The organism is Labrenzia sp. PO1 (genome assembly GCF_012273635.1).
Lineage (GTDB): Bacteria > Pseudomonadota > Alphaproteobacteria > Rhizobiales > Stappiaceae > Roseibium > Roseibium algicola.
The window spans coordinates 1672957-1691281 of sequence record NZ_JAAXCR010000001.1; the positions used below are offsets into that span (position 1 = coordinate 1672957).

17 protein-coding genes are annotated in these 18325 nt (G+C 60.1%); 2 read left to right on the top strand and 15 right to left on the bottom strand.

The window, feature by feature from the left end; translation table 11 throughout:
- Window positions 1–37 precede the first annotated feature (37 nt).
- The 3 genes from HCG46_RS07690 to HCG46_RS07700 form a co-directional block, all read right to left on the bottom strand.
- Window positions 38–574, bottom strand: coding sequence for an OmpA family protein (locus tag HCG46_RS07690; RefSeq protein WP_023003655.1), 537 nt, complete (start codon window positions 572–574; stop codon window positions 38–40).
- Window positions 575–679: 105 nt separating this feature from the next.
- Entirely contained in the window at window positions 680–1324 is a 645-nt protein-coding gene (locus HCG46_RS07695; protein ID WP_168685444.1) for a L,D-transpeptidase family protein, read from the bottom strand.
- Between the two features lie 130 nt (window positions 1325–1454).
- Window positions 1455–2360 (bottom strand): DMT family transporter, encoded by a 906-nt coding sequence (locus HCG46_RS07700; protein ID WP_023003659.1) that lies wholly within the window; start codon window positions 2358–2360, stop codon window positions 1455–1457.
- A gap of 132 nt (window positions 2361–2492) precedes the next feature.
- Between HCG46_RS07700 and HCG46_RS07705 the strand changes: the two genes are divergently transcribed.
- Window positions 2493–2948 (top strand): methylated-DNA--[protein]-cysteine S-methyltransferase, encoded by a 456-nt coding sequence (locus HCG46_RS07705; protein ID WP_023003661.1) that lies wholly within the window; start codon window positions 2493–2495, stop codon window positions 2946–2948.
- Window positions 2949–3036: 88 nt separating this feature from the next.
- Here HCG46_RS07705 and HCG46_RS07710 read toward each other — a convergent pair whose 3' ends face one another.
- The 7 genes from HCG46_RS07710 to HCG46_RS07740 form a co-directional block, all read right to left on the bottom strand.
- Window positions 3037–5010, bottom strand: coding sequence for a DNA/RNA non-specific endonuclease (locus HCG46_RS07710; protein ID WP_168685446.1), 1974 nt, complete (start codon window positions 5008–5010; stop codon window positions 3037–3039).
- Between the two features lie 156 nt (window positions 5011–5166).
- Window positions 5167–8265, bottom strand: coding sequence for an AAA family ATPase (locus tag HCG46_RS07715; protein WP_168685448.1), 3099 nt, complete (start codon window positions 8263–8265; stop codon window positions 5167–5169).
- Window positions 8262–9995 carry a trypsin-like peptidase domain-containing protein gene (locus tag HCG46_RS07720; protein ID WP_168685450.1) on the bottom strand — a complete coding sequence of 578 codons (1734 nt, stop codon included), beginning with the start codon at window positions 9993–9995 and terminating at the stop codon, window positions 8262–8264. The genes HCG46_RS07715 and HCG46_RS07720 overlap by 4 nt, the downstream gene beginning before the upstream one ends.
- Window positions 9996–10293: 298 nt before the next feature.
- Window positions 10294–10632, bottom strand: coding sequence for a hypothetical protein (locus HCG46_RS07725; protein ID WP_023003669.1), 339 nt, complete (start codon window positions 10630–10632; stop codon window positions 10294–10296).
- Window positions 10629–11720 carry an alkene reductase gene (locus tag HCG46_RS07730; protein ID WP_168685452.1) on the bottom strand — a complete coding sequence of 364 codons (1092 nt, stop codon included), beginning with the start codon at window positions 11718–11720 and terminating at the stop codon, window positions 10629–10631. The genes HCG46_RS07725 and HCG46_RS07730 overlap by 4 nt, the downstream gene beginning before the upstream one ends.
- A gap of 20 nt (window positions 11721–11740) precedes the next feature.
- Window positions 11741–12412 carry an SDR family oxidoreductase gene (locus HCG46_RS07735; RefSeq protein ID WP_168685454.1) on the bottom strand — a complete coding sequence of 224 codons (672 nt, stop codon included), beginning with the start codon at window positions 12410–12412 and terminating at the stop codon, window positions 11741–11743.
- Between the two features lies 1 nt (window position 12413).
- Window positions 12414–12803 carry a glyoxalase gene (locus HCG46_RS07740; RefSeq protein WP_168685456.1) on the bottom strand — a complete coding sequence of 130 codons (390 nt, stop codon included), beginning with the start codon at window positions 12801–12803 and terminating at the stop codon, window positions 12414–12416.
- Window positions 12804–12920: 117 nt separating this feature from the next.
- Between HCG46_RS07740 and HCG46_RS07745 the strand changes: the two genes are divergently transcribed.
- On the top strand, window positions 12921–13799 hold the full coding sequence (locus HCG46_RS07745) for a LysR family transcriptional regulator (protein ID WP_205838381.1): 879 nt from the start codon (window positions 12921–12923) through the stop codon (window positions 13797–13799).
- 25 nt (window positions 13800–13824) lie between these two features.
- Here the strand turns inward: HCG46_RS07745 and HCG46_RS07750 are convergent, their stop codons facing one another.
- The 5 genes from HCG46_RS07750 to HCG46_RS07770 all read right to left on the bottom strand — a co-directional run bounded on the left by HCG46_RS07750 (window position 13825) and on the right by HCG46_RS07770 (window position 18213).
- Entirely contained in the window at window positions 13825–14805 is a 981-nt protein-coding gene (locus HCG46_RS07750) for a DUF1311 domain-containing protein (RefSeq protein WP_168685458.1), read from the bottom strand.
- A gap of 256 nt (window positions 14806–15061) precedes the next feature.
- Window positions 15062–15301: a hypothetical protein gene (locus HCG46_RS07755; RefSeq protein ID WP_145915713.1), complete on the bottom strand. Its 240-nt coding sequence runs from the start codon at window positions 15299–15301 to the stop codon at window positions 15062–15064.
- 149 nt (window positions 15302–15450) lie between these two features.
- The gene (locus tag HCG46_RS07760) at window positions 15451–15987 is read right to left on the bottom strand and encodes a MarR family transcriptional regulator (protein ID WP_168685460.1); all 537 of its coding nucleotides are present in this window, start codon (window positions 15985–15987) and stop codon (window positions 15451–15453) included.
- 227 nt (window positions 15988–16214) lie between these two features.
- Entirely contained in the window at window positions 16215–17003 is a 789-nt protein-coding gene (locus HCG46_RS07765; RefSeq protein ID WP_168685462.1) for an ABC transporter ATP-binding protein, read from the bottom strand.
- A gap of 49 nt (window positions 17004–17052) precedes the next feature.
- A complete protein-coding gene (locus HCG46_RS07770) occupies window positions 17053–18213 on the bottom strand; it encodes an MFS transporter (protein ID WP_077291705.1) in 1161 nt (386 codons plus the stop codon).
- Window positions 18214–18325: the final 112 nt, after the last annotated feature.

Here is an 18325-nt window from a genome sequence, read left to right on the forward strand (position 1 = left end):
TTTTTCCGAAGTTTGGGATCGAAGCCCCTCACAAAGATCAGCGCCGTCCAGCGGGAGCGGAATCGTCGAATTCCTCACGTAGATTGACGACAACCCTGCGGTTCTGAGACTGACAGGTTACCTTGTCGCAATCCGTTACCGGACGCTCCACGCCATACCCCTTCACCCACATGCGCTTGGGGTTGACCCCCAACTTGACCAGTTCGGCCATGACCGCGTTCGCCCGCTGGGTCGACAATGTCTTCTGCGCAGCCTCGCTGCCCGGATCGTCGGCGTGGCCCTGGATCTTGACCAGCCACTTCTTGTTCGACTTCAGCCACTTGGCCTGATTTTCGATTGTGATGCGAGCCTCATCGGTGACCACAGCCGAGCCCTGGTCGAAATAGACCCGGCGACCGACATTGATGATGAATTCCTCTTCCGAACCCGACGAAATATTTCCGAAACCGGCGGCCGGTGCGTTGGTCACATCGGGTGACGACAATCCACCCGCGCTGTTGCAGCCGGCGACTCCAAATCCGATCATGAGCGCAAAAACTGCACCCCGGCCGATCCGGCCAAATGTATTTTCCAAGGAAAGCCCCCAAATCCTCTTTAAGTTTCCCCCTCGCCCGGCAGCCCTCAGCCCCTTCGACTGCAGCTCCGCCGGTCGATTGCAAATTGCTCCGGATGAACGGGCTCAGCCCGCTTTCTCTCCAAGATGTTCCAGCACCAGAACGCCGGTTCCCTTCGGGCAGCGCTGGTAAAGGTCGACAATGTCTTCCGGGAACATGCGCACGCAGCCACTCGACACATCATGGCCGATGCTCCAGGGCTCCAGCGTGCCATGCAGCCTGTACCCGAGGTCGCTTCCATCCCGATAGAGATACAAGGCCCGTGGCCCTAGTGGATTGTTGGCAGCTCCGCCTTCGACCATTCTTGGCAGATCCGGCTGCCGCTTCAGCATCTCCGGTGGCGGCACCCACCGCGGCCAAAGGGCCTTGCGGTCAATCCGGGCGCGGCCGAACCACTGGAAGCCTTCACGCCCGACGCCAACTCCATAACGAAGCGCGGTGTTGTTTTCCCATACCCAGTACAGGAAGTGATTGTTGGTATCGACCACCACAGTGCCGGGTGGCTCGTCACTGAAATACTTCACCATCTGTCGATGCCAGACGGGATCGATCTTCTTGAAGTTGGTTCTTCTGTATTGAAACCCGCTATCTTCCTGATAGCCACTGAAATAAGCGTTTGCAGCTGCATTGGCGTGCGCCATCTGCGGCAAGGCCAATGAGCCTGCCGTGGCTGCTGCCCCTGTCAAGAAACTGCGGCGGTTCAGCTCCATCCCACACCTCCCTTAAAGGCTGGCGATCCTTCCTGACCGGCGGTTGTTTTAACCCCGGCGGGTATTAAGAAGGGAACTATCCAATCCCGTCAACCGCCTAAGGCCAGCGTACGGGCAGATGCAGCCTTGATCAGATCCCCTTCACGCGTTCCCGGTAGAGGATGTAGAGGCCGGATGCGACAACGATGGCTGCCCCGAGAATGGTCGTATACGTGGGCACGTCGTCGAAGATCAGGAAGCCAAGCGCGATCATCCAGACAATCTGCGTATAGATGAAGGGCGCCAGTACCGGTGCAGGCGCGATCCTGTGCGCCATGATGAACAGGAAATGCCCACCCGCACCAAAAGCGCCGGTCGCGAACAGCAGAACCCATGTCCACAGGTCCGGAGGCGTGACCCAGACCGAGATACCGGCCGGCGCCATGGCAATGGCTGCGACAATACCTGAAATGATCAGCATTCCGGCAGAGCTGTCCGTTGCCGTGAGCTGGCGTGTCAGCAGCGCATAGACCGCATAAAAGGACATGGCCGCAACCGAATAGATCGCCGCCCAGTGCATACCGCCAAGTCCTGGCCGGGTGACCACCAGAACCCCGATGAAGCCGACAATGATCGCAATCCAGCGGCGTAATCCGGCCCATTCACCCAGCAGCGGCCCGGCAAGGGCCGTGATGACGAATGGCGCGGCGAACATGATCGACATTGTTTCGGCCAGCTGCAGGTAACGAACCGCCAGGAAGTTGAAAATGGTGGTGCCGAGCAGACAGAACGACCGCACGATCTGCAGGACCGGCCGGTTCGTCTTCAGGAGCGAAGGTTTCTTCCAGACCTGGAACAGGACCAGGGACAGGATCACATGACTGACGAACCGCATCCAGACGATCTGCAGCGTCGGCAGGCTGGCCGACATGTATTTGGCCGTTGCATCCAGAACGGAAAAACTGAGGCAAGCCAGCACGATGAGACCGATCCCGGCGAGCGGCGCCGTGGCAGCGGCGGCATTGCCGGTCGAACGGTGCTGACTGTCATGCGCCATCGGCGGCGGCCCTTTTCAAACGATCATCCGCAGATGAAAAAGAGAGTAGCGGACATGTCCCGGCAGGAACGGTCCGGTTGAGATAATTGCACCAACCCACTACCTAACCTTAAAAGACAAGCGGGGACGGTTATGCCGGTTGCAGAAATTGAAACATGGCTGGGACGCCTTTCCATTACGGAAGTTGACGGCGCAATCACCCAATTACACTGGAACGGGCCCTCTGGCAAAGAAGAAACACCGTTGCTCAAGGAAGCGGCACGCCAGGTACAGGCCTATCTTGCGGGTGATCTGAAAACCTTCGACCTGCCGCTCGCCCCGAAAGGCGGCGAGCTGCACCAGGCGGTGTTCAAGGCAATGCTCGCAATCCCCTATGGCGGAACCCGCACCTATGGCGACCTTGCCAGGGAACTGGACACATACGGTCAGCCGATCGGCCAGGCCTGCGGCGCCAACCCGATACCGATCATCATTCCCTGCCACCGGATCCTGTCGGCGAACGGCCTTGGCGGATATTCCGGCTCGGGCGGTACGGAAACAAAGATCGCCCTTCTGAAACTGGAGGGTGGCTACCCGTTCCTGGTCTAGCGCAACTCAAGTCGTCGATGTCAAACACCTGCCACTCCGGCCCTGTCGATAAAGGCAAAGACCGGAGCGGCGGCAGGCTCACATTTCCTCACAGGACCAGAGAATCTGCTCCCGTGATCTCGACAAACTGCGGTCCGCTGTCGGGCAGCTCAAGCTCGTCTTCAAGCGCCGCCAGCGGGTCTGCATCCCTCAACGGTCCGAAATCGAAGCCCGACAGGTCTTCCAGAAAGGCAACGGACACCTGGAACGTCTTGTACTCACCAAAGGCGAACCCTTCGACAGCTTCCGACTCGCGGCGGTCCTGCAGGTATTTCTGAATGGCCTGTCCCTGGCTTAACAGATAGGCGGTCGCGTGCAGGCGAAGACTGCCGTCGTCCTGCAAGGCATCCATCACCACCACTTTCCAGTACTGCAGGGGCAAATTGATGCCGACCCCATCGAGGAACGGATCCTCGTCGTCGTCGAAAAGGGGGCCGGTAAAGACCGTTGCACGGAAGGCATGGGTCTTTGTGCTGTCGAGGATATGGTTTTCCAGACCTTGCCAGGTGGACCGGTTCTGGTTGAGGGAGGAATGCTGCGGCGAGGCGTTCGTGTAGTGGAACGTATCGTCGTTTGCCAGTTGCGCCACCGGGCGGTCATCGCCCCAGTTCGGGTCCTCGCGCCGGACCATGTGTCCCCGGTCCAGATCTCCCGGGAAGTCGCCCTTGCCGAGTTGCGCTTCCACAGGAATGCGCCGATCGAAAAACCACTTGTCCGGTTTCTTGCGTTTGATCTTGATTGCCTTTTCGCCGTCGATGTTGACGACGGTGACCACGGGGCTTCTGCGATCGACATCATAGAGAAGCCCGAAGTGGGTATAGCGCAGCTCATGCGGACGACCAGCGAGCGCATCCGCCGGGCTGGCCAGATTGAACATGCCGTCCGGCAACTTCGGAAAGTCGACCTTTTTCGACAGGAAGTTGGGATCGTAGCCGTTCCGGCCGATAAAATGGTTCGGGTCGTGGAAACCGTCGGCCACCTCCTGTTCAAGGCTAGCCTCGACCAGAACCTGTGTGGGCCGATTGCCTGACAGAAGGTCCCGCAGCGTGCTCGCCCTGACAGCGCTGTTGGCAATTCCATAGGCTCCGGCGAAGTGCAACCCCACCACCTTGTTGCGATCAAGGCTCAGGATCGGCGAGCCGGAGTTTCCACCGAGCGTGGTGCAGTCGTGGCTGAGCACGGTTCCCGGCTCAACCGGCATCATCTTGCCCGGAGCAAACCGCTTCACATCGTAGAGGCCCTTGAAATACTTCTCCATTTCGGTGCGGTCGTTTCGGCTGTCGAAGGCCGGATAGCCGATCACCGCAACGATCTCGTCCGTTTCCGCGTCCGTATCCACCAGAGGCAAGGGCGCCACGGCGAAGCCGGCAGGTTTTTCGATCCGCCCGATCGCGACATCGGCGCTGGCATCATCTGCAAGATAGGTGAAGCGAAGGATCTCGGCCGGGCGCTCGTCTGACGGCAACGCGCCAACCTCTTCGTTGAAATCCACGCGCGCACCGTAACGGACCATCGTGAAGGGCGAGCGCATGAAGACGCCCTCTCCCCTGGCGTTTCGGCGTGCGACAATCTTGGCGACGTGCCGGTTGGTCACGACAAGAAGATGCCGGCCATCGGCTTCTTCTCCAACCACCCAGGCGGTTCCGCCCCAGGTCATCGAGTGGTTGATGAATTCAACCCGCCCGACCGAGCCGATCCAGTGTTCGTTCCGCTTGATCTTGATGTCTATGTCGGCACCAAACTCATCCGGCAGCGGGATCAGCGAGACCGCGCCGTTTTCAACAACCATCGGCGGCCGGGTAACCAGTCGCACGATGGCTTCCAGTTGCGTCAACGGCGTGCCGGCGGCTTCAAGCTGGCCGAGGGACATATCCAGCGCATCAAGCGTATCCGGTATGTCCAGTCCAAGTTGCTCAACAAAGGGGTGTCCTGCCTCGATGGCGCGTTTCGCAGCCTCAAGCCGTCCGCCCGATTTCAATGCTTCGAGCCGTCCCTGACTTTCCAATAATGCTCGCGTGTTCATGGAAATTCCTCCAATATCAATGTCTGTATTATTGTCCGGTATTCCCCATAGGTTCGGGCATCGACGAGGCTTGCGGCCTTGCCGGAAACACGGAACCTGAACAGTGCCCGGTTCTCTCCTTTCTTTCGTGTTTGACGAACCTGCAAACGCACGCGACTAGAACAATGTCGACGCGTCGACCGGTTCGTTTCTTTTCGCAGCATCAGCCCCGATCACGGCCAACGCCGCTGTCAAGGCTGGCCCCATGAGCCTGGGTGCAAGGGCAGCTGCAATGTCCTGGGCAGAGCCCGCGGTCATCGCCATTGCCAGAGGCCGCATCAGCCGTCGCTCGAAAACACTCCGGGCACGCCGGGCCCCTTCTTCCGTGTCGGGATAGTCGGCCGCATAGGCCAATCGCCGCAACAGCGCACGGGCGGTTGCCGGCGGATCCTTCCGCGAAAGCAGACTGTTGACCCGCGCCATCAGCAAGACATCGCTCTCGCCGTTGCCCCAGTAAGACGGCGGCGTACCCGGGTAGGACCAGATACCGCCACTGAAGCGACGCCAGCGTTCGGCCGCCCGCGCAACCGTCGGCGCATCCGGAACAGCATTGAACACTGCAAATGCCCCTACCCAGTCGCAGGTAAGGCCCAGTGCTCCCAGAATTTCCGGTCCTTCGATCTCGATGTCGCTGGAATAGCGTTCGAAACTGTCGAAGAGATCAGGTGTTCCCAGCATCTCCAGCGTTTCATGCAACCCCTCGTAAAAGCCGCGCAGATATTGCGCCATGCGCGGACTGTGCTGAATGCGGGCAAGAACGCTCAAGGGCGCGATCGCAGGGTTCATTCGGGCAATGGTGTGCTGATCCGTGTCGGGATGCTGTTGTCCGGTCATGATCGCAAACCGCTCGGCGCGGTTGGCACCCTGCCGGATTGCATCTGCCGGGTACTCCGAAACCCTCTCGCCGAACCTGAAGACGGACATGGCAACCGGATCCAGGATCTCCACATACTCCGGGCGCCCTTCCTGGCTGGCCATGAGAGCGAATTCCAGCGCCCCTTTCAGGGCAATCCTGGAACCCTCGGAACGCGCCTGCCAGGCTGTTGCCGCCAGTTTTTCATCACCACGCAACCGGGCGACAAGTCCGTCGAAATCCGCTTCCGCCTCGATTTCCAGCAGGACCAGCCCGTAGAGGCCCGGGTCTTCCCGGCTCAATCGTTCGAGCAAGGATTTCGGCAGCTTCCGCCAAAGGGACATGGCCCGCGCCCACTGGCCGGAGAGCCAGAAATAGGCAAGCGTGGCAGCAGCTTCGGGACGGGAAGGTGACGGATTTCGTGGAAAGGCGTTGTTGAGGGTGAAGATATGATCGGCCTCGAACACATCTCCCCGCCGAAGGGTCAGTTCGAGTTCGCGGATCAGCTCCGGCTCGACCTCCTCCGCTTTCGAAGTCGGAACCGGTTCGGATGTTCCCTGCTCGCTGCTGGTGTAGCGCGCCCGGCGTGAGCGCTCGCCGCGCTCCTGCAGAATGGCATTCGTCGCCGGAAGAGGAAGTTCGTCCAGTTCATCTTCGCTGAGGCCCGCAACGTCGGCTGCGGTGAATTCGGGCATCGGGTCTCCGGCACGCGTCGCCTGGAAGGCATGATAGAGCGCGGTCTCACGGTCAAACCCGGCGAACCAGTTCGCCGCCGCCCGGTCGATTCTTGCGGCCAGCTCCGGCTTTTCGACGTAGAGCATGGGCAGGATTTCCCGCCGCAGGTCGCCGCGGTGTTTCAGCCAGTCCTGACCGTCAACGGCCACCAGCCAATGGTGGCTGCTGAGTTCCTGCCAAAGTCGCCTGGACGCAGCTTCATCGATATCCTCACCGAGCCGGAGCGCCGGCGCCAGAACGAACTGGATTGCCTCGGCGCTGATCCGGCGCAGGACAAGACCAGGGTGTGCCAGCTTCGCCAGCAGCGGGTCGTCAATGCGCGAAAGGATAGCCCGGTAAAGATAGGCTTCCGTGATGCTGCCTGCTTCGCCGTATTCCAGTTCACCCGGATCGAAGTCCTCCGCCTGCGTTACCTTGGCTGAAAGCCGCAGCATCAGCGGGTTGCCACGCGAAAGTTCGAAGATCCTGTCATGCAAATCCGGGGGAGCCCCCAACTTGTCCAGAAGATTGCGGGATTCCGTCTCGCTCAGGCCTTCCAGCTCCAGAGGCGGTCCCTCGATGCGTTTACGAACGGAATCAAGTGCATCTCCCCGCCCGGCCGCAATGATCGAGATCGGCGACAGCCCGGCCCGCACCAGATTGTCCAGAACCTCGAACAGCAGAATGGGCCGGGTTTCGCCATGACCACGCAGCACTTCAAGCGTATCCAGCACCAGGACCACCTGCCCGCCATGCGACCGCACCGCAGCGCCCATGGCATCGACCAGCTCGGTCGGCAAAAGGGTACTGCTCACCGTCGTGCCGGTCGTTTCCGCATTGCCGGAATACTTGAGCCTCAGGTCACGCAGTCTGGGGGCTTCGTCTGTCAGGATGTCACCCAGCTGGCGGGAGAGCTCATGTACCAGCTTGTCGGGATCTTCCAGGTTCAGCCCGCGCCGGTCGAAGTCCAGGCGCAGAACGATTGGCGCCTTTTGAACAGACCTGTGTTCCGCCATTGCCCGGTCAATCAGAAAGGATTTGCCGATACCCGGCAGGCCGGTGATGAACAAGGCGCTGACAGGTGTTTTTTCCTGGGGCCGCGCGCACCAGTCGAGCAAGCGGGCCAGTTCCTTCTCCCGGCCAAAAAACTCCCGGCTCAGCATGGCATTGGCCCGCCTTGCGGCATCCACGCGGTTCATGACACCGCGCAGGCGCACCAGCAACGGATAGGCAGGCGCACTCGGTCCGGCCCTGTCGAGGTCATCGGAAATCTCTTCGATCCGTTTGAGCTGATCCTGCTCGGGCAGATCCGGTGTTTCCGCAATCAGTCGTTCGATGGTCTCCTGCGAGAACGGTTCGTCACCACGCAGGGCTCTGGCAACAGGTGTGTCTTCCTCCGGTGTTTCGATGGTCTTGAGCACACCATGGCGAGGCCCGTTGCGAAGAGACCAGACCGGCTCGGAGGAAATTTCCAGGACGACCTTGTTGAGCTCCGTCAGCAGCCGGGCAATCGTCAATGGCGTCAGCTTCTCCTGCAAGACCTTGGACGCCGCCTCCACCGCATCACGCGGCGTGAAGGTTTTGCGCGTTGCGGCAAACCGCATGGCCGCCTTCAGGCCTTCCGAGAGCTGGTCACCGTCCTTGCTCATGGCGATGATGCTCCTTCGGCCGGAAGCAACGGTGCGAGAGACCTTTGCAGATTCTCCGAAACGGTTTTCACTTCCGCACTGCGATAGACCGTTCCCTGGGCTTGCACGCCGTGAAGGGCCTGCATCAGAACGAAATCGACCACATGCGTCGGCAGGCCAAGCCCCAGCGATCGGTTGATCGCCTCAAGCGTATGACGCACATCCTCGCGGTCGAACTGGCCGATGTAATCCACCATCACTCCCGGCCCCGTCAGCGCACTGGCATTTTCCGCCTTTGGCCCCGGAACGCTGTAGGTCTCTCCACCGGCCATGACAAATCGAAGGCGCGTATCGCTCAGGATCATTGCCAGAAGCAGTTCCAGTTGCTGTTGTGCCGCCTTGCGCAAGCCTCCGCGCGGATTGTCGAAATAAATCCAGCTCGGCTTGTCCGCAGTAGCGCCGGTCGTCTTGGCCAGGAGGTCCACCAGTTGCCTGGCGCGGTCCTTGTCGCTTGCCCCTTCACTGGTTTCGTCGTCCGCAGCCCCCGGCCGTGCCAGCAGCGGCGTTCCGCCGTGCAATCTCTCGTTCAGCGTTTCCAGCAGGTCTTCCATTCCCAGAGACAGTTCAACCCTGAACACCTGCGCCGTTTGACCGTTCTGCGCCAGAACCTGACACAAGAGATCGTAGGAAAATTCCAGTCCCGTCGTCTGGTCGATCTCCATCCGCTTGATCCAGATCCCGCGCAAGTGACGGGCGGCTCCCCGCACCACGTCATGGATGGCATGACAATAGCGCTGCCGTCCGATAATCAGATGACCATCGACACGCCCTGTCAGCGAATAGATGTAAGGCGGTGCCCGGTCCTCCGCAATTGCCTGGGTAAATTCCTCTATGCCGGCGAAGGTGGCGTAAGGAACGATCTCGGAAACGCCGTTCAGCTGTCCCTGATGGAAGCCGGCGAATGCAAGATCCGTGTCGAAAACCGACCCGCCTGACGACCCGGGTCTGGTGACACCGTCCTCCCATTCCAGTTGGATACGAGGCGGATCATCGATCGTCGCACGACCGGTAACGAAGGTGACGCCCCTGCCGTTGTCGTCTTGTCTGTGGCTCAGGCAAAGCTTTCTCCGCCCGGTGATCCACGCCGGAGGTTTCACCGGCAATTCGTAATACGTTGTCATCGGTTGCTCGATGGCGAGCAAGGCGACATCCGGGTTGGCACGCAGGATATCCCCGTCCTGCAGACCGACATCCCATTGATCGTCATGGCAAGGCATCTCGAAACGCACACCAAGCACGCGCAGCGACTTGCTCCCTTCTTGCGTGCGAACCGTGAGGCCGGACCGACGCTCCTTCCGCTTGTCCTTGACTGTCACATGCCAGGCGGTCAGCGCGAGCCGGTGAGACACGAGTGTCGCGATACCGCAAAACCCTATTTCGTCGAAAACATACAGCTTGAAGCCCAGCATCTTGTGCGCGAAATCACCGAGATCCTCGAGGTCGAAATTGGCGGCGTTGATCGGCTCGATTGGTTGGGTGAGGTGGAACATGAACTCCCAGCCAAGATTTTCCTCGTTCAGAAAATCAGCCAGCAGTTCTTCAATAGGCTGCCCGGTGATGCCCGCCGTGCTGCGCAAGGCATCCAGCGTCATCAGGGAATCCGTGAACCCCTGAACCCGGCGCAACACCCTGTCGACAGCCGCTTCGTTCTGCTCCAGATGCTGCTTCAGCTCTGCACTGGTTACCGGCATGACCAACACCGTATCGAGAATCGTTAAATCAATCGAGCCTGTCTCTTCGAGCCGACACGTCAGTCAACCGCCGACGGTCGGATGAGAATATGCGTCTTGTCGGTCAAAATACGGCCAACCGCACGTTCTCCCAGGCTTCGGAACCCAAGGACACAATTATAGCGTCATTCAAGCTGAAAATAAACGCACAAGTATACGCCGCCTGATGCTGCCGCAGACGCTGAAAAGGACGATCCTGTGCTCGCAGCAAAGCAACAGGTATCGTCCTCATTCCACTCGTCCTGACGCCGAAACCCGTTTACCGAACGAATTCGACGGTCACGAAAACAAGTTCCGCTTCGCCCGTGTTGGTGAGATCGTGCACGAAGGCCGTATCCGGCGACAGATCTGACATATGCCGGGTATCACCCGCCCTGTAGGTCACGTCCAGAATGCGGCCATCCGCCTGACGAGAAGTCGCCTTGCCATCGGTCAGGACGCTCCAGAAATAAGGCCGCTCGTGCCGGTGGGCGGGCAGCGTCTCTCCCGGCGCCAGTCGAAGATGCCAGACTTTCACGCCGTTTTCTTCCGACACCAGATGCGTCCCGACCCTGTCGGTAGCCATTGCGATCTCTGCCTTGCTCATTGGGTTGGTCATGCTGCCACCGGATAGCTTGTGTAACCTGCGGCATCTCCACCGAAGAGCGTCGACCCATCGAAATCGGCAAGCGGCAATCCGTCCGCCAGGCGGCGCGGAAAGTCCGGGTTCGCGATGAAAGGACGACCGAAGGCAACGAGGTCCGCATATCCATCTGCAAGGATCCGGTCTGCCTTCACCTTGGTATAGCCGCCGGCAACAATGACGGTACCGGAGTAGGCCTCTCGCAAGGCAGCCCGGAAGCTTTCGGGCGTTTCAGGCGCGTCGTCCCAATCGGCTTCGGCAAGATGAACATAGGCAAGACCGATCTTGTCCAGTTCCCCGGCGAGCTTCAGGATCGTCTGCGGTGCGGCCGGATCGTCCATGCCGCGCTGGGTGATGAAGGGTGAAAAGCGAATGCCGGTCCGCTCCGCCCCGATGACTTTTGAAACGGCTTCGGCCACTTCCCGCGCAAACCGGATGCGGTTTTCCTGACTGCCGCCATAAGCATCCGTCCGCCGATTGGAGGTCGATCGCAGGAATTCGTCGATCAGATACCCATTGGCGGCATGGATCTCGACACCGTCAAACCCGGCTGCCCTGGCATTGGCTGCAGCTGTCCGGTAGTCCTCGACGATGGCAGAAACCTCTTCAGCAGTGAGTGCTCGCGGAACGGGACATTCGATCATGCCACCCTGCCCGGTCTCCGGATCAACTGCCCAGATGGACGCACCCGGGACGATGGCCGAAGGGGCAACCGGCTGGCCTCCACCCTGGAACTGGGCATGGCTCATGCGGCCGACATGCCAGAGCTGCAACACCATGCGTCCGCCTTTTTGGTGAACGGCGTCCGTCACCTTGCGCCAGCCATCGACCTGTTCCGCCGAATGGATGCCGGGTGTGAAACTGTAACCCTGGCCCTGAGGTGAGATCTGCGTGGCCTCGCTGACAATCATCCCGGCGCTTGCCCGTTGGGCGTAATAGTCCGCCATCATGTCATTGGGCACATTGCCCGGCTGCGTACTGCGCGAGCGCGTCATGGGAGCCATCACGATGCGCGACGGCAGGGCAAGGGGACCGAGGTCATATCGGTCGAACAGGCTGCTCATGGAAAGTCCTTTCACAAACGTCAGTTGATCAGGGCGCCGCCGTCGACATCGATCACGGCACCGGTCATGGAAGGGTTGTCGATCAGTAGGAGATAGGCTGCCGCCACATCCGCAGGTCTTGCGAAACGCCCGGCGGGAAGGGTCTCTGCAGCCTTGTTCAGCATGGCTGTCCGGGCGGCTGGATCCATTGCGGCGTAAGCGGATGTATCGGTAAGGCCCGGGCTGACGACGTTGACCCGGACGGGAGCAAGCTCCTTCGCCAGCACCTTGGCACCTGTCTCCAGCGCCGCATTCATTGCGGTTTTCACAAAGGTACCGGGAACCGTTCGCCGCGCCAAAAAACCGCTGGTGAATGTTACGGTACCGCCCGGTCGAACATGCTTGGCCGCAGCCTGTGCCACCGCGACCGCACCCCAGAATTTCGTGTCGAAAGCGGTTTTGGCTGCCTCGAGATCAAGACCGGACACAAGTCCACCCGGCGCCTGGCTGCCGGCCGTGAAAACCACATGATCAACCGGACCGATCGCGGTGAAATAGACAGCAACCTCTTTCGGGTCTTCAACGTCCAGTCCATTGGAGCGCCCTGCGCGCAAGACCTCTCCCGGCCGGCTTTCCAGCGCATCGGCCACAGCACTTCCGATGCCGGATGTGCCGCCAATGACGACGGTTCTTGTTTCCTGGGTAAATGCCATCTCATGCACTCCTTTGGTCGGTTTCCCGAAAGACGGTTTCAATCAGCTGACCGGTGGGCGTGCGGAAGAACAGACGACGCTCGCCCAGTTCCGGCAGCTCCATGGGAGAATAGGCAATGCCAAGCCGTTCCAGCTTTGCCCGGAAAGCCTCGTAACCTTCGAGGCGGAAACCGATATGGTCCCAGCCGTCGGCCTGCCGATCCTCTTCGGCGTGTGGAGGAATTCCGATCAGATGAATGAGAGGTTCATTGCCGTAGTAGAGCCAGTGCCCCGGAATTTGGCTGATGCGGCGAGGACGCGGACGCTCCTCCAGATCATCGAAGACCCGAAGGAAGAAGGCACGTGTCGTCACCAGGTCGTGGGTTCTGATGGTGATATGATCGAGCAGCATTCCGTTTCCTTTCCGGCAGCAATCATCGGACTGCCTTTGTTGCCCACGAACCTAATGCTTGCGGCAGAGACAGATAATTGAGACAATTCCGAAACCAAAATTCGGAATTTTCGAATAATGATGGACAATCTCGCGCTGTTCGTGCGCATTGCGGAAACGGGAGGCATTGCCTCCGCGGGCAGGGAGATGGGCTATTCCCCCGCTACGACGTCCGAGCGGCTGGCAGCACTTGAGGCTCACTACGGCGTCAGGTTGCTGACACGGAGCACGCGCGCCCTCAGCCTGACCGAGGAAGGACGTTTGCTGCTGGACGGCGCCCGCCGCCTGCTCGCCGAAGCGGAAGAGCTGGATGCCCGTATCCGGTTAGGCGCGGAAAGACTGGCCGGCCCCATTCGCCTGTCGGCACCGCTTGACCTCGGCAGAACACGCCTTCGGGCTGTGCTGGATCGGTTTCTGGAAGCTCATCCGGACGTGACGATCGATCTTCACCTGAGCGACGGTTTCGTGGACGTTGCCTCGCAGGGGTACGACGTTGCGATACGGTATGGGGAGTTGAAGGATTCAACACTTATCGTCCGCAAACTTGCGGCCAACGCCCGGATTGTCTGTGCGGCTCCGTCTTACGTGGAACGCCATGGCCGTCCGCACCATCCCCGCGACCTTGCCCGGCACGATTGCCTGCTGATGCGTTTTGGCTCCGAGCCCGACAATGCCTGGCAGTTCCTGATCGACGGGAAGATAGTGAGCTGTCCGGTCAGTGGGCGGCGCACGGCAAATGACGGCGGGCTGGTGCGCGACTGGTGTCTCGCCGGGTTCGGGATTGCCCGCAAGTCCCAGTGGGATGTTGCTGAAGACCTGGCAGCGGGCAAACTCGTGCCATTGCTGCGGGAATTCGAGCTGCCCCCCGCCGGGCTACAGGCTGTTTATCCAAAAGGCAGGTCAGGGGTGCGGCGGATCAAGGCCTTGCTGGAGGAACTGGAAACAGCATTCAAATGAAGGCGGTCCAGCCGACAGCGATTGGTCAGTCGTATTCGGGCCAGACTGCGCCCCCTGCCCCGTCCGGCCGGTACTCCAGCCGTCCCTTTTGAATCTGCCATTCGATGAAATATTCGCCCGTACTCTCGACGACGGGTTCAGAGCCCCGGACCACCGGGTCGAACAGGGTCAGACGCTGGGAATGTGCGCCCTTGTGGCAAACCGCGACAAAAAGCGGACGTTCCGGGTCTTCGCGCATGGTGTAGATACCGTCCTGCTCGCAATTGTCCGCATCACCCGAACAAAACGAGCAGCCAGAGATATCGAGTGGAACGACCTCTCCGGACACACTGTCCGACACGACGATCCGGGCGTCTGGCGTGGACTCGAATGTCCACGACAGGGAGCTGCCCACAATCTCGACCGCTTCCCCTGGCACCGGCTCGCCCTTCCGGCTTGCGTCTTCGACCAGTTCGTAGGAAGGGCACCACGGATTGGCAAAATCCTCCAGTAAAGCCAGCGCCTCGCTTTGCTGAAGTGCCAGCGTCATCTCGCAGGACGCCATGTTGATATAGGACGCGGTATTTCCCGGGAGCTTGCCAAGCAATCCGCATTCGCTCTGGCGCAGCGCCTCCCAGGTTTTTCCACCTTCAAACAGCTGTTTCGTATGCGCGGGATTGCAGAGCCGTTCAGCGAGTTTTTCGCGTCTGCGGTCCAGTTCCGCCCGCCGTTCCGCTGCCCGGTCCTCCAAGCACTCGCCAATCGCGGCGCCGCCGATCCGGTTCGCTGGATCCGCCTTGCAAGACTCAATCTCGGCTTCAAGACCCGCCGGCAATTTCGGTTCGGGATCAGGCGTCTGCGCGGTTACCGCTGAACTTGTTCCGGCAAGGAGAACAATGAATGCCAGGAAAGGCCGTAGGGTTTTGCCGTGATCCAGCGTCGCAGAGAGCCGGGCAGCTTTGCCGCGCCTGACGGCTGTGGATTGCCCGAACCATTTCTTTCTCCCCCCAATCACCTTGGCACTCATGGCATTCCCCCAGTTGCTGTTGACGACAGCGGTTGCTTGCGACGTCCTCGACAATCTTCATAAGCCGGATCAACCGTTTGTGAAACGCGAATGCTCTAGCGCCGGAGAGCAGAGCCCTGCATCCCCCAGATGGGCCATGGCCGGTAGACACAAAAAAGCGACGAACGGTCCAGCCGTTCGCCGCGTGTTCATCTCGTGCCGGTGCCGCTTTGTCCGAAGCGTCACCGGTCGGTTTCAGCCAGGATGGCAGCGATGTCTAGAGTATCATCAATCCGATGAAGACCATCACCACCGCCAGCACACTCCAGGCCATGAGCTCCTGAAATTGAGACTGACGGGATTTGACCTCGCTCCAGGTGCGGGCTTGCGCACCCTGTCTCAAACCGAATTGCGGGTGGTTGATGGAAGCATCCGACACGTGCCGGAACCGGTCTCGCAGCTCTGCTGCCCGGCGGGCACCGCGGTCCTCGTTTATCGTCCGATACCTCAGTTGCATGTGTGCATCCTCCGTATGTGCCAGTCTGGCTGCGACGGAGGTAAGAAGCACAAAGCCCCTTTTCAAATGACGGATTTGTAATCTTTCCCGGCCGCCCTGCACATGGTGCCACCTGGCTGCTGACGGGAGTTTCGGCAGCCAGACGCGGATCAGGCCACTGAAAGTTCCTTCGCCTTGGCCTTGTCTTTTTCCTTGGCTTCTGCGACTTCATCGCCGTCTGTGTCGAAATCGGCCTCGTGTTCCGGGTCGTCGTCGACGGAAATCGACAGGTTCTTCTCGACCTGCCGCAGCAGCTTCCGCAGTTTCTTGCGGTCCTTGTCCTCCAGACCGGACATGGCTTCCCGTTCCAGACGCTTCCAGGCCTTGTCCACCGACAGCACCAGTTCACGGCCGACATCGGTCAGATAAACCCGGGCAAGTCGGCCGTCCGTGTCGGAAACCTGGCGGCGAACATATCCCTGACTGGAAAGCCGGGTCACCATCTTGGTGACGGTGGGCGGCTGCACACCAAGCGCGAGAGCCAGCTGGCTCATTGTGCGCCCGTCCGTATCTGCCAGAACCTTCAGCACCAGTTCCTGGCCGGGGTGCAGCCCGATTCGCATGAGATGCGCCCCGGACCGGGCCCGCTGCGCCTTCGCCGCCTGAACCAGCCGAAACGTTATGCTTTTCTTGTAATTAAAAGCCATCGCAGCAACCCCGTCTTCCAATCAACTCGAATCACGTTCATCAATGATGCGGCGGAACCCTAGCGGGAGTATTTAACCGTCAAATGACACTCGCCCGGGAAAAGTCGATTTTACTGAGACTGCGCAGACTTGGCGCCTGTTATCCAGCTAACTTTTGATGTACCGACCGCTGACGTCCCTCTGTCGAACGGTGATACAGACCATTACCATGGACATCCGGCACCTTTTTAAAGCGCGTCAGCCGGCTCAAGTGCACCATGCAGCGCATCGGAAACCTCGCGGCAATATTGACTGTATTCGGCGGAAGTCCGGAAACTGTCTTCTCGCGGGTAAGGCGCGTCGATTTCCATCTCGCGTATCACCCGGCCTGGCCGGGCGGCCATCACCACGATGCGACTGGAGAGATAGACGGATTCGAATACCGAATGCGTCACGAAAAGCACGGTCCAGCCGAAGGTCTTCTGCAGGTGCAGCAGGTCGTTGTTAAGCTTGAACCGGGTGATTTCATCAAGCGCGGCAAAGGGTTCGTCCATCAGAAGAACTTTTGGCCGGGTGACAAGCGCCCGGGCAATCGAGACCCGCATCTTCATGCCGCCGGATAACTGACGGGGAAAGTCTTCTGCAAAGTCGGCCAGTCCGACGGTCGCAAGTGCTTCCATCACCCTGTCCCGGGCAGCCTGGCGAGATACGCCCTTTAACCGCAGTGGCAACCAGACATTGGCAAAAACCGTTGCCCACGGCATCAGGGTCGGCTCCTGGAACACGAACCCGAGCTCATGTTCCTCCTGCCCGCGTCGCTCCGCCGGCCAGGAAACGGTGCCCGTGCTGGGATCGGACAATCCGGCGATGATCCTGAGCGCACTCGACTTGCCGCAGCCGGATGGCCCAAGCAGGGACACGAATTCGCCCTCGCGCACATCCAGGGAGAAATCGTCGAGCGCGGTCGTGCCGTTTTCGAAAACCTTGCCGATACCGTTCAGGGATACGACGACGGGGGCCTTCTTGTGTGACGTCATGTGATCGCTTCCAGCGTTCCCGTTATGTGAACCGTCTCCACAGTATCCGTCAGTCCTTGACCTTGAGCGCCCCCGCAAGCAGCGGAATGGCAACCGTCAGCACCGCAACGGTGATGAACGACGCTCTCAGCGAGAGATAGTCGCCAACAAAGCCCAGCAGCGGCGGACCGAACAGAAAAGCTCCATAGCCAAGTGTCGCAACGGCCGCAAGGGCAGCCCCTTTCGACATGTGCGGATCGCTGGCTGCCCGCGACATGGCAAGCGGAAACAGCACCGCATATCCAAGGCCCATGACGAAACAGCCGGCCCACACAGACCACAGACCTGCGCCGGAGACCAGCAGGATGCACCCGAGCAGCGCGACGATACCGCTGACCCGTGCGGTCGGCACCGGCCCGAAGCGGGCGATCACCTTGTCACCGGACAGGCGCATGATCACCATGGCGATAGAGAAAATCGTGAAAGCGGCGGGCGCGATCGACTCGGCAATGCCAAGATCCTCGATCTGATAGAGCGCGGCCCAGTCCGTAACTGCGCCTTCGCCCAGCGCTGCCACCAGCGCCATCAGCCCGACCAGCACCAGAGCCCCCTTGGGCAGAGCGAAAAGCGGTGCCTTGCTGCCATCTTCGTTTTCCGTCTTGGTCTGCGGCCAGGATTGGCGCCAATACCAGACAAGGAATGGCGCCGCGACGATGCCCCACAGGACAAAATGCGACAGCACGCTGAGATCCGCCATGATCGCAAGCCCGCCGGCCAGGGCAGCAACACCCGCACCCAGGCTGTACAGCCCGTGATAGGAGGACATGATCGGACGCTCCAGCGCCTTTTCCACTTCAGCACCCCAGCCGTTCATGGAAATATCCAGCGCACCAATGCTCAGCCCTGCCAGGAACAATGCCGCGGTCAGCAAGGCCACGTTGGGCGAAAGACCGATCAGAACGAAACTGATGATGTTGGCGACCGCCAGCAACTTTGTCATGGGGGCCGCGCCCAGGCGGTCGATCAGCATTCCGGTTATCGGAAAGGCGACAAACGCACCGCAAGCCATGACAAGCAGAAGAATGCCGAAGCCGCTTTCATCGAGCCCGGTTGCAGACTTGATATTGGGAATTCGTGATGCCCACGTACCGATACTGGTTCCGCACATGAAGAAGATCGCCGAAACGACACGACGCGCGGCAATGGCTTGGCGCTGAATTGAAACTGACATGGAGCTAACATTTTCTGGGAGGGCGAGCGCCCGAAAGGGAGCCGTCTTTCTGTCACGCGAGTGCCGGCCTGACAAGCATCATTCCGGGTGAAATGAGCAGCGCCTTAAACCA

Coding starts and splice junctions, on each gene's coding strand:
- HCG46_RS07695 (WP_168685444.1), bottom strand. CDS start 1,324: ATGGAGCTGAACCGCCGCAGTTTCTTGACAGGGGCAGCAGCCACGGCA.
- HCG46_RS07700 (WP_023003659.1), bottom strand. CDS start 2,360: ATGGCGCATGACAGTCAGCACCGTTCGACCGGCAATGCCGCCGCTGCC.
- HCG46_RS07705 (WP_023003661.1), top strand. CDS start 2,493: ATGCCGGTTGCAGAAATTGAAACATGGCTGGGACGCCTTTCCATTACG.
- HCG46_RS07710 (WP_168685446.1), bottom strand. CDS start 5,010: ATGAACACGCGAGCATTATTGGAAAGTCAGGGACGGCTCGAAGCATTG.
- HCG46_RS07715 (WP_168685448.1), bottom strand. CDS start 8,265: ATGAGCAAGGACGGTGACCAGCTCTCGGAAGGCCTGAAGGCGGCCATG.
- HCG46_RS07720 (WP_168685450.1), bottom strand. CDS start 9,995: ATGCCGGTAACCAGTGCAGAGCTGAAGCAGCATCTGGAGCAGAACGAA.
- HCG46_RS07725 (WP_023003669.1), bottom strand. CDS start 10,632: ATGACCAACCCAATGAGCAAGGCAGAGATCGCAATGGCTACCGACAGG.
- HCG46_RS07730 (WP_168685452.1), bottom strand. CDS start 11,720: ATGAGCAGCCTGTTCGACCGATATGACCTCGGTCCCCTTGCCCTGCCG.
- HCG46_RS07735 (WP_168685454.1), bottom strand. CDS start 12,412: ATGGCATTTACCCAGGAAACAAGAACCGTCGTCATTGGCGGCACATCC.
- HCG46_RS07740 (WP_168685456.1), bottom strand. CDS start 12,803: ATGCTGCTCGATCATATCACCATCAGAACCCACGACCTGGTGACGACA.
- HCG46_RS07745 (WP_205838381.1), top strand. CDS start 12,921: ATGATGGACAATCTCGCGCTGTTCGTGCGCATTGCGGAAACGGGAGGC.
- HCG46_RS07750 (WP_168685458.1), bottom strand. CDS start 14,805: ATGAGTGCCAAGGTGATTGGGGGGAGAAAGAAATGGTTCGGGCAATCC.
- HCG46_RS07755 (WP_145915713.1), bottom strand. CDS start 15,301: ATGCAACTGAGGTATCGGACGATAAACGAGGACCGCGGTGCCCGCCGG.
- HCG46_RS07760 (WP_168685460.1), bottom strand. CDS start 15,987: ATGGCTTTTAATTACAAGAAAAGCATAACGTTTCGGCTGGTTCAGGCG.
- HCG46_RS07765 (WP_168685462.1), bottom strand. CDS start 17,003: ATGACGTCACACAAGAAGGCCCCCGTCGTCGTATCCCTGAACGGTATC.
- HCG46_RS07770 (WP_077291705.1), bottom strand. CDS start 18,213: ATGTCAGTTTCAATTCAGCGCCAAGCCATTGCCGCGCGTCGTGTCGTT.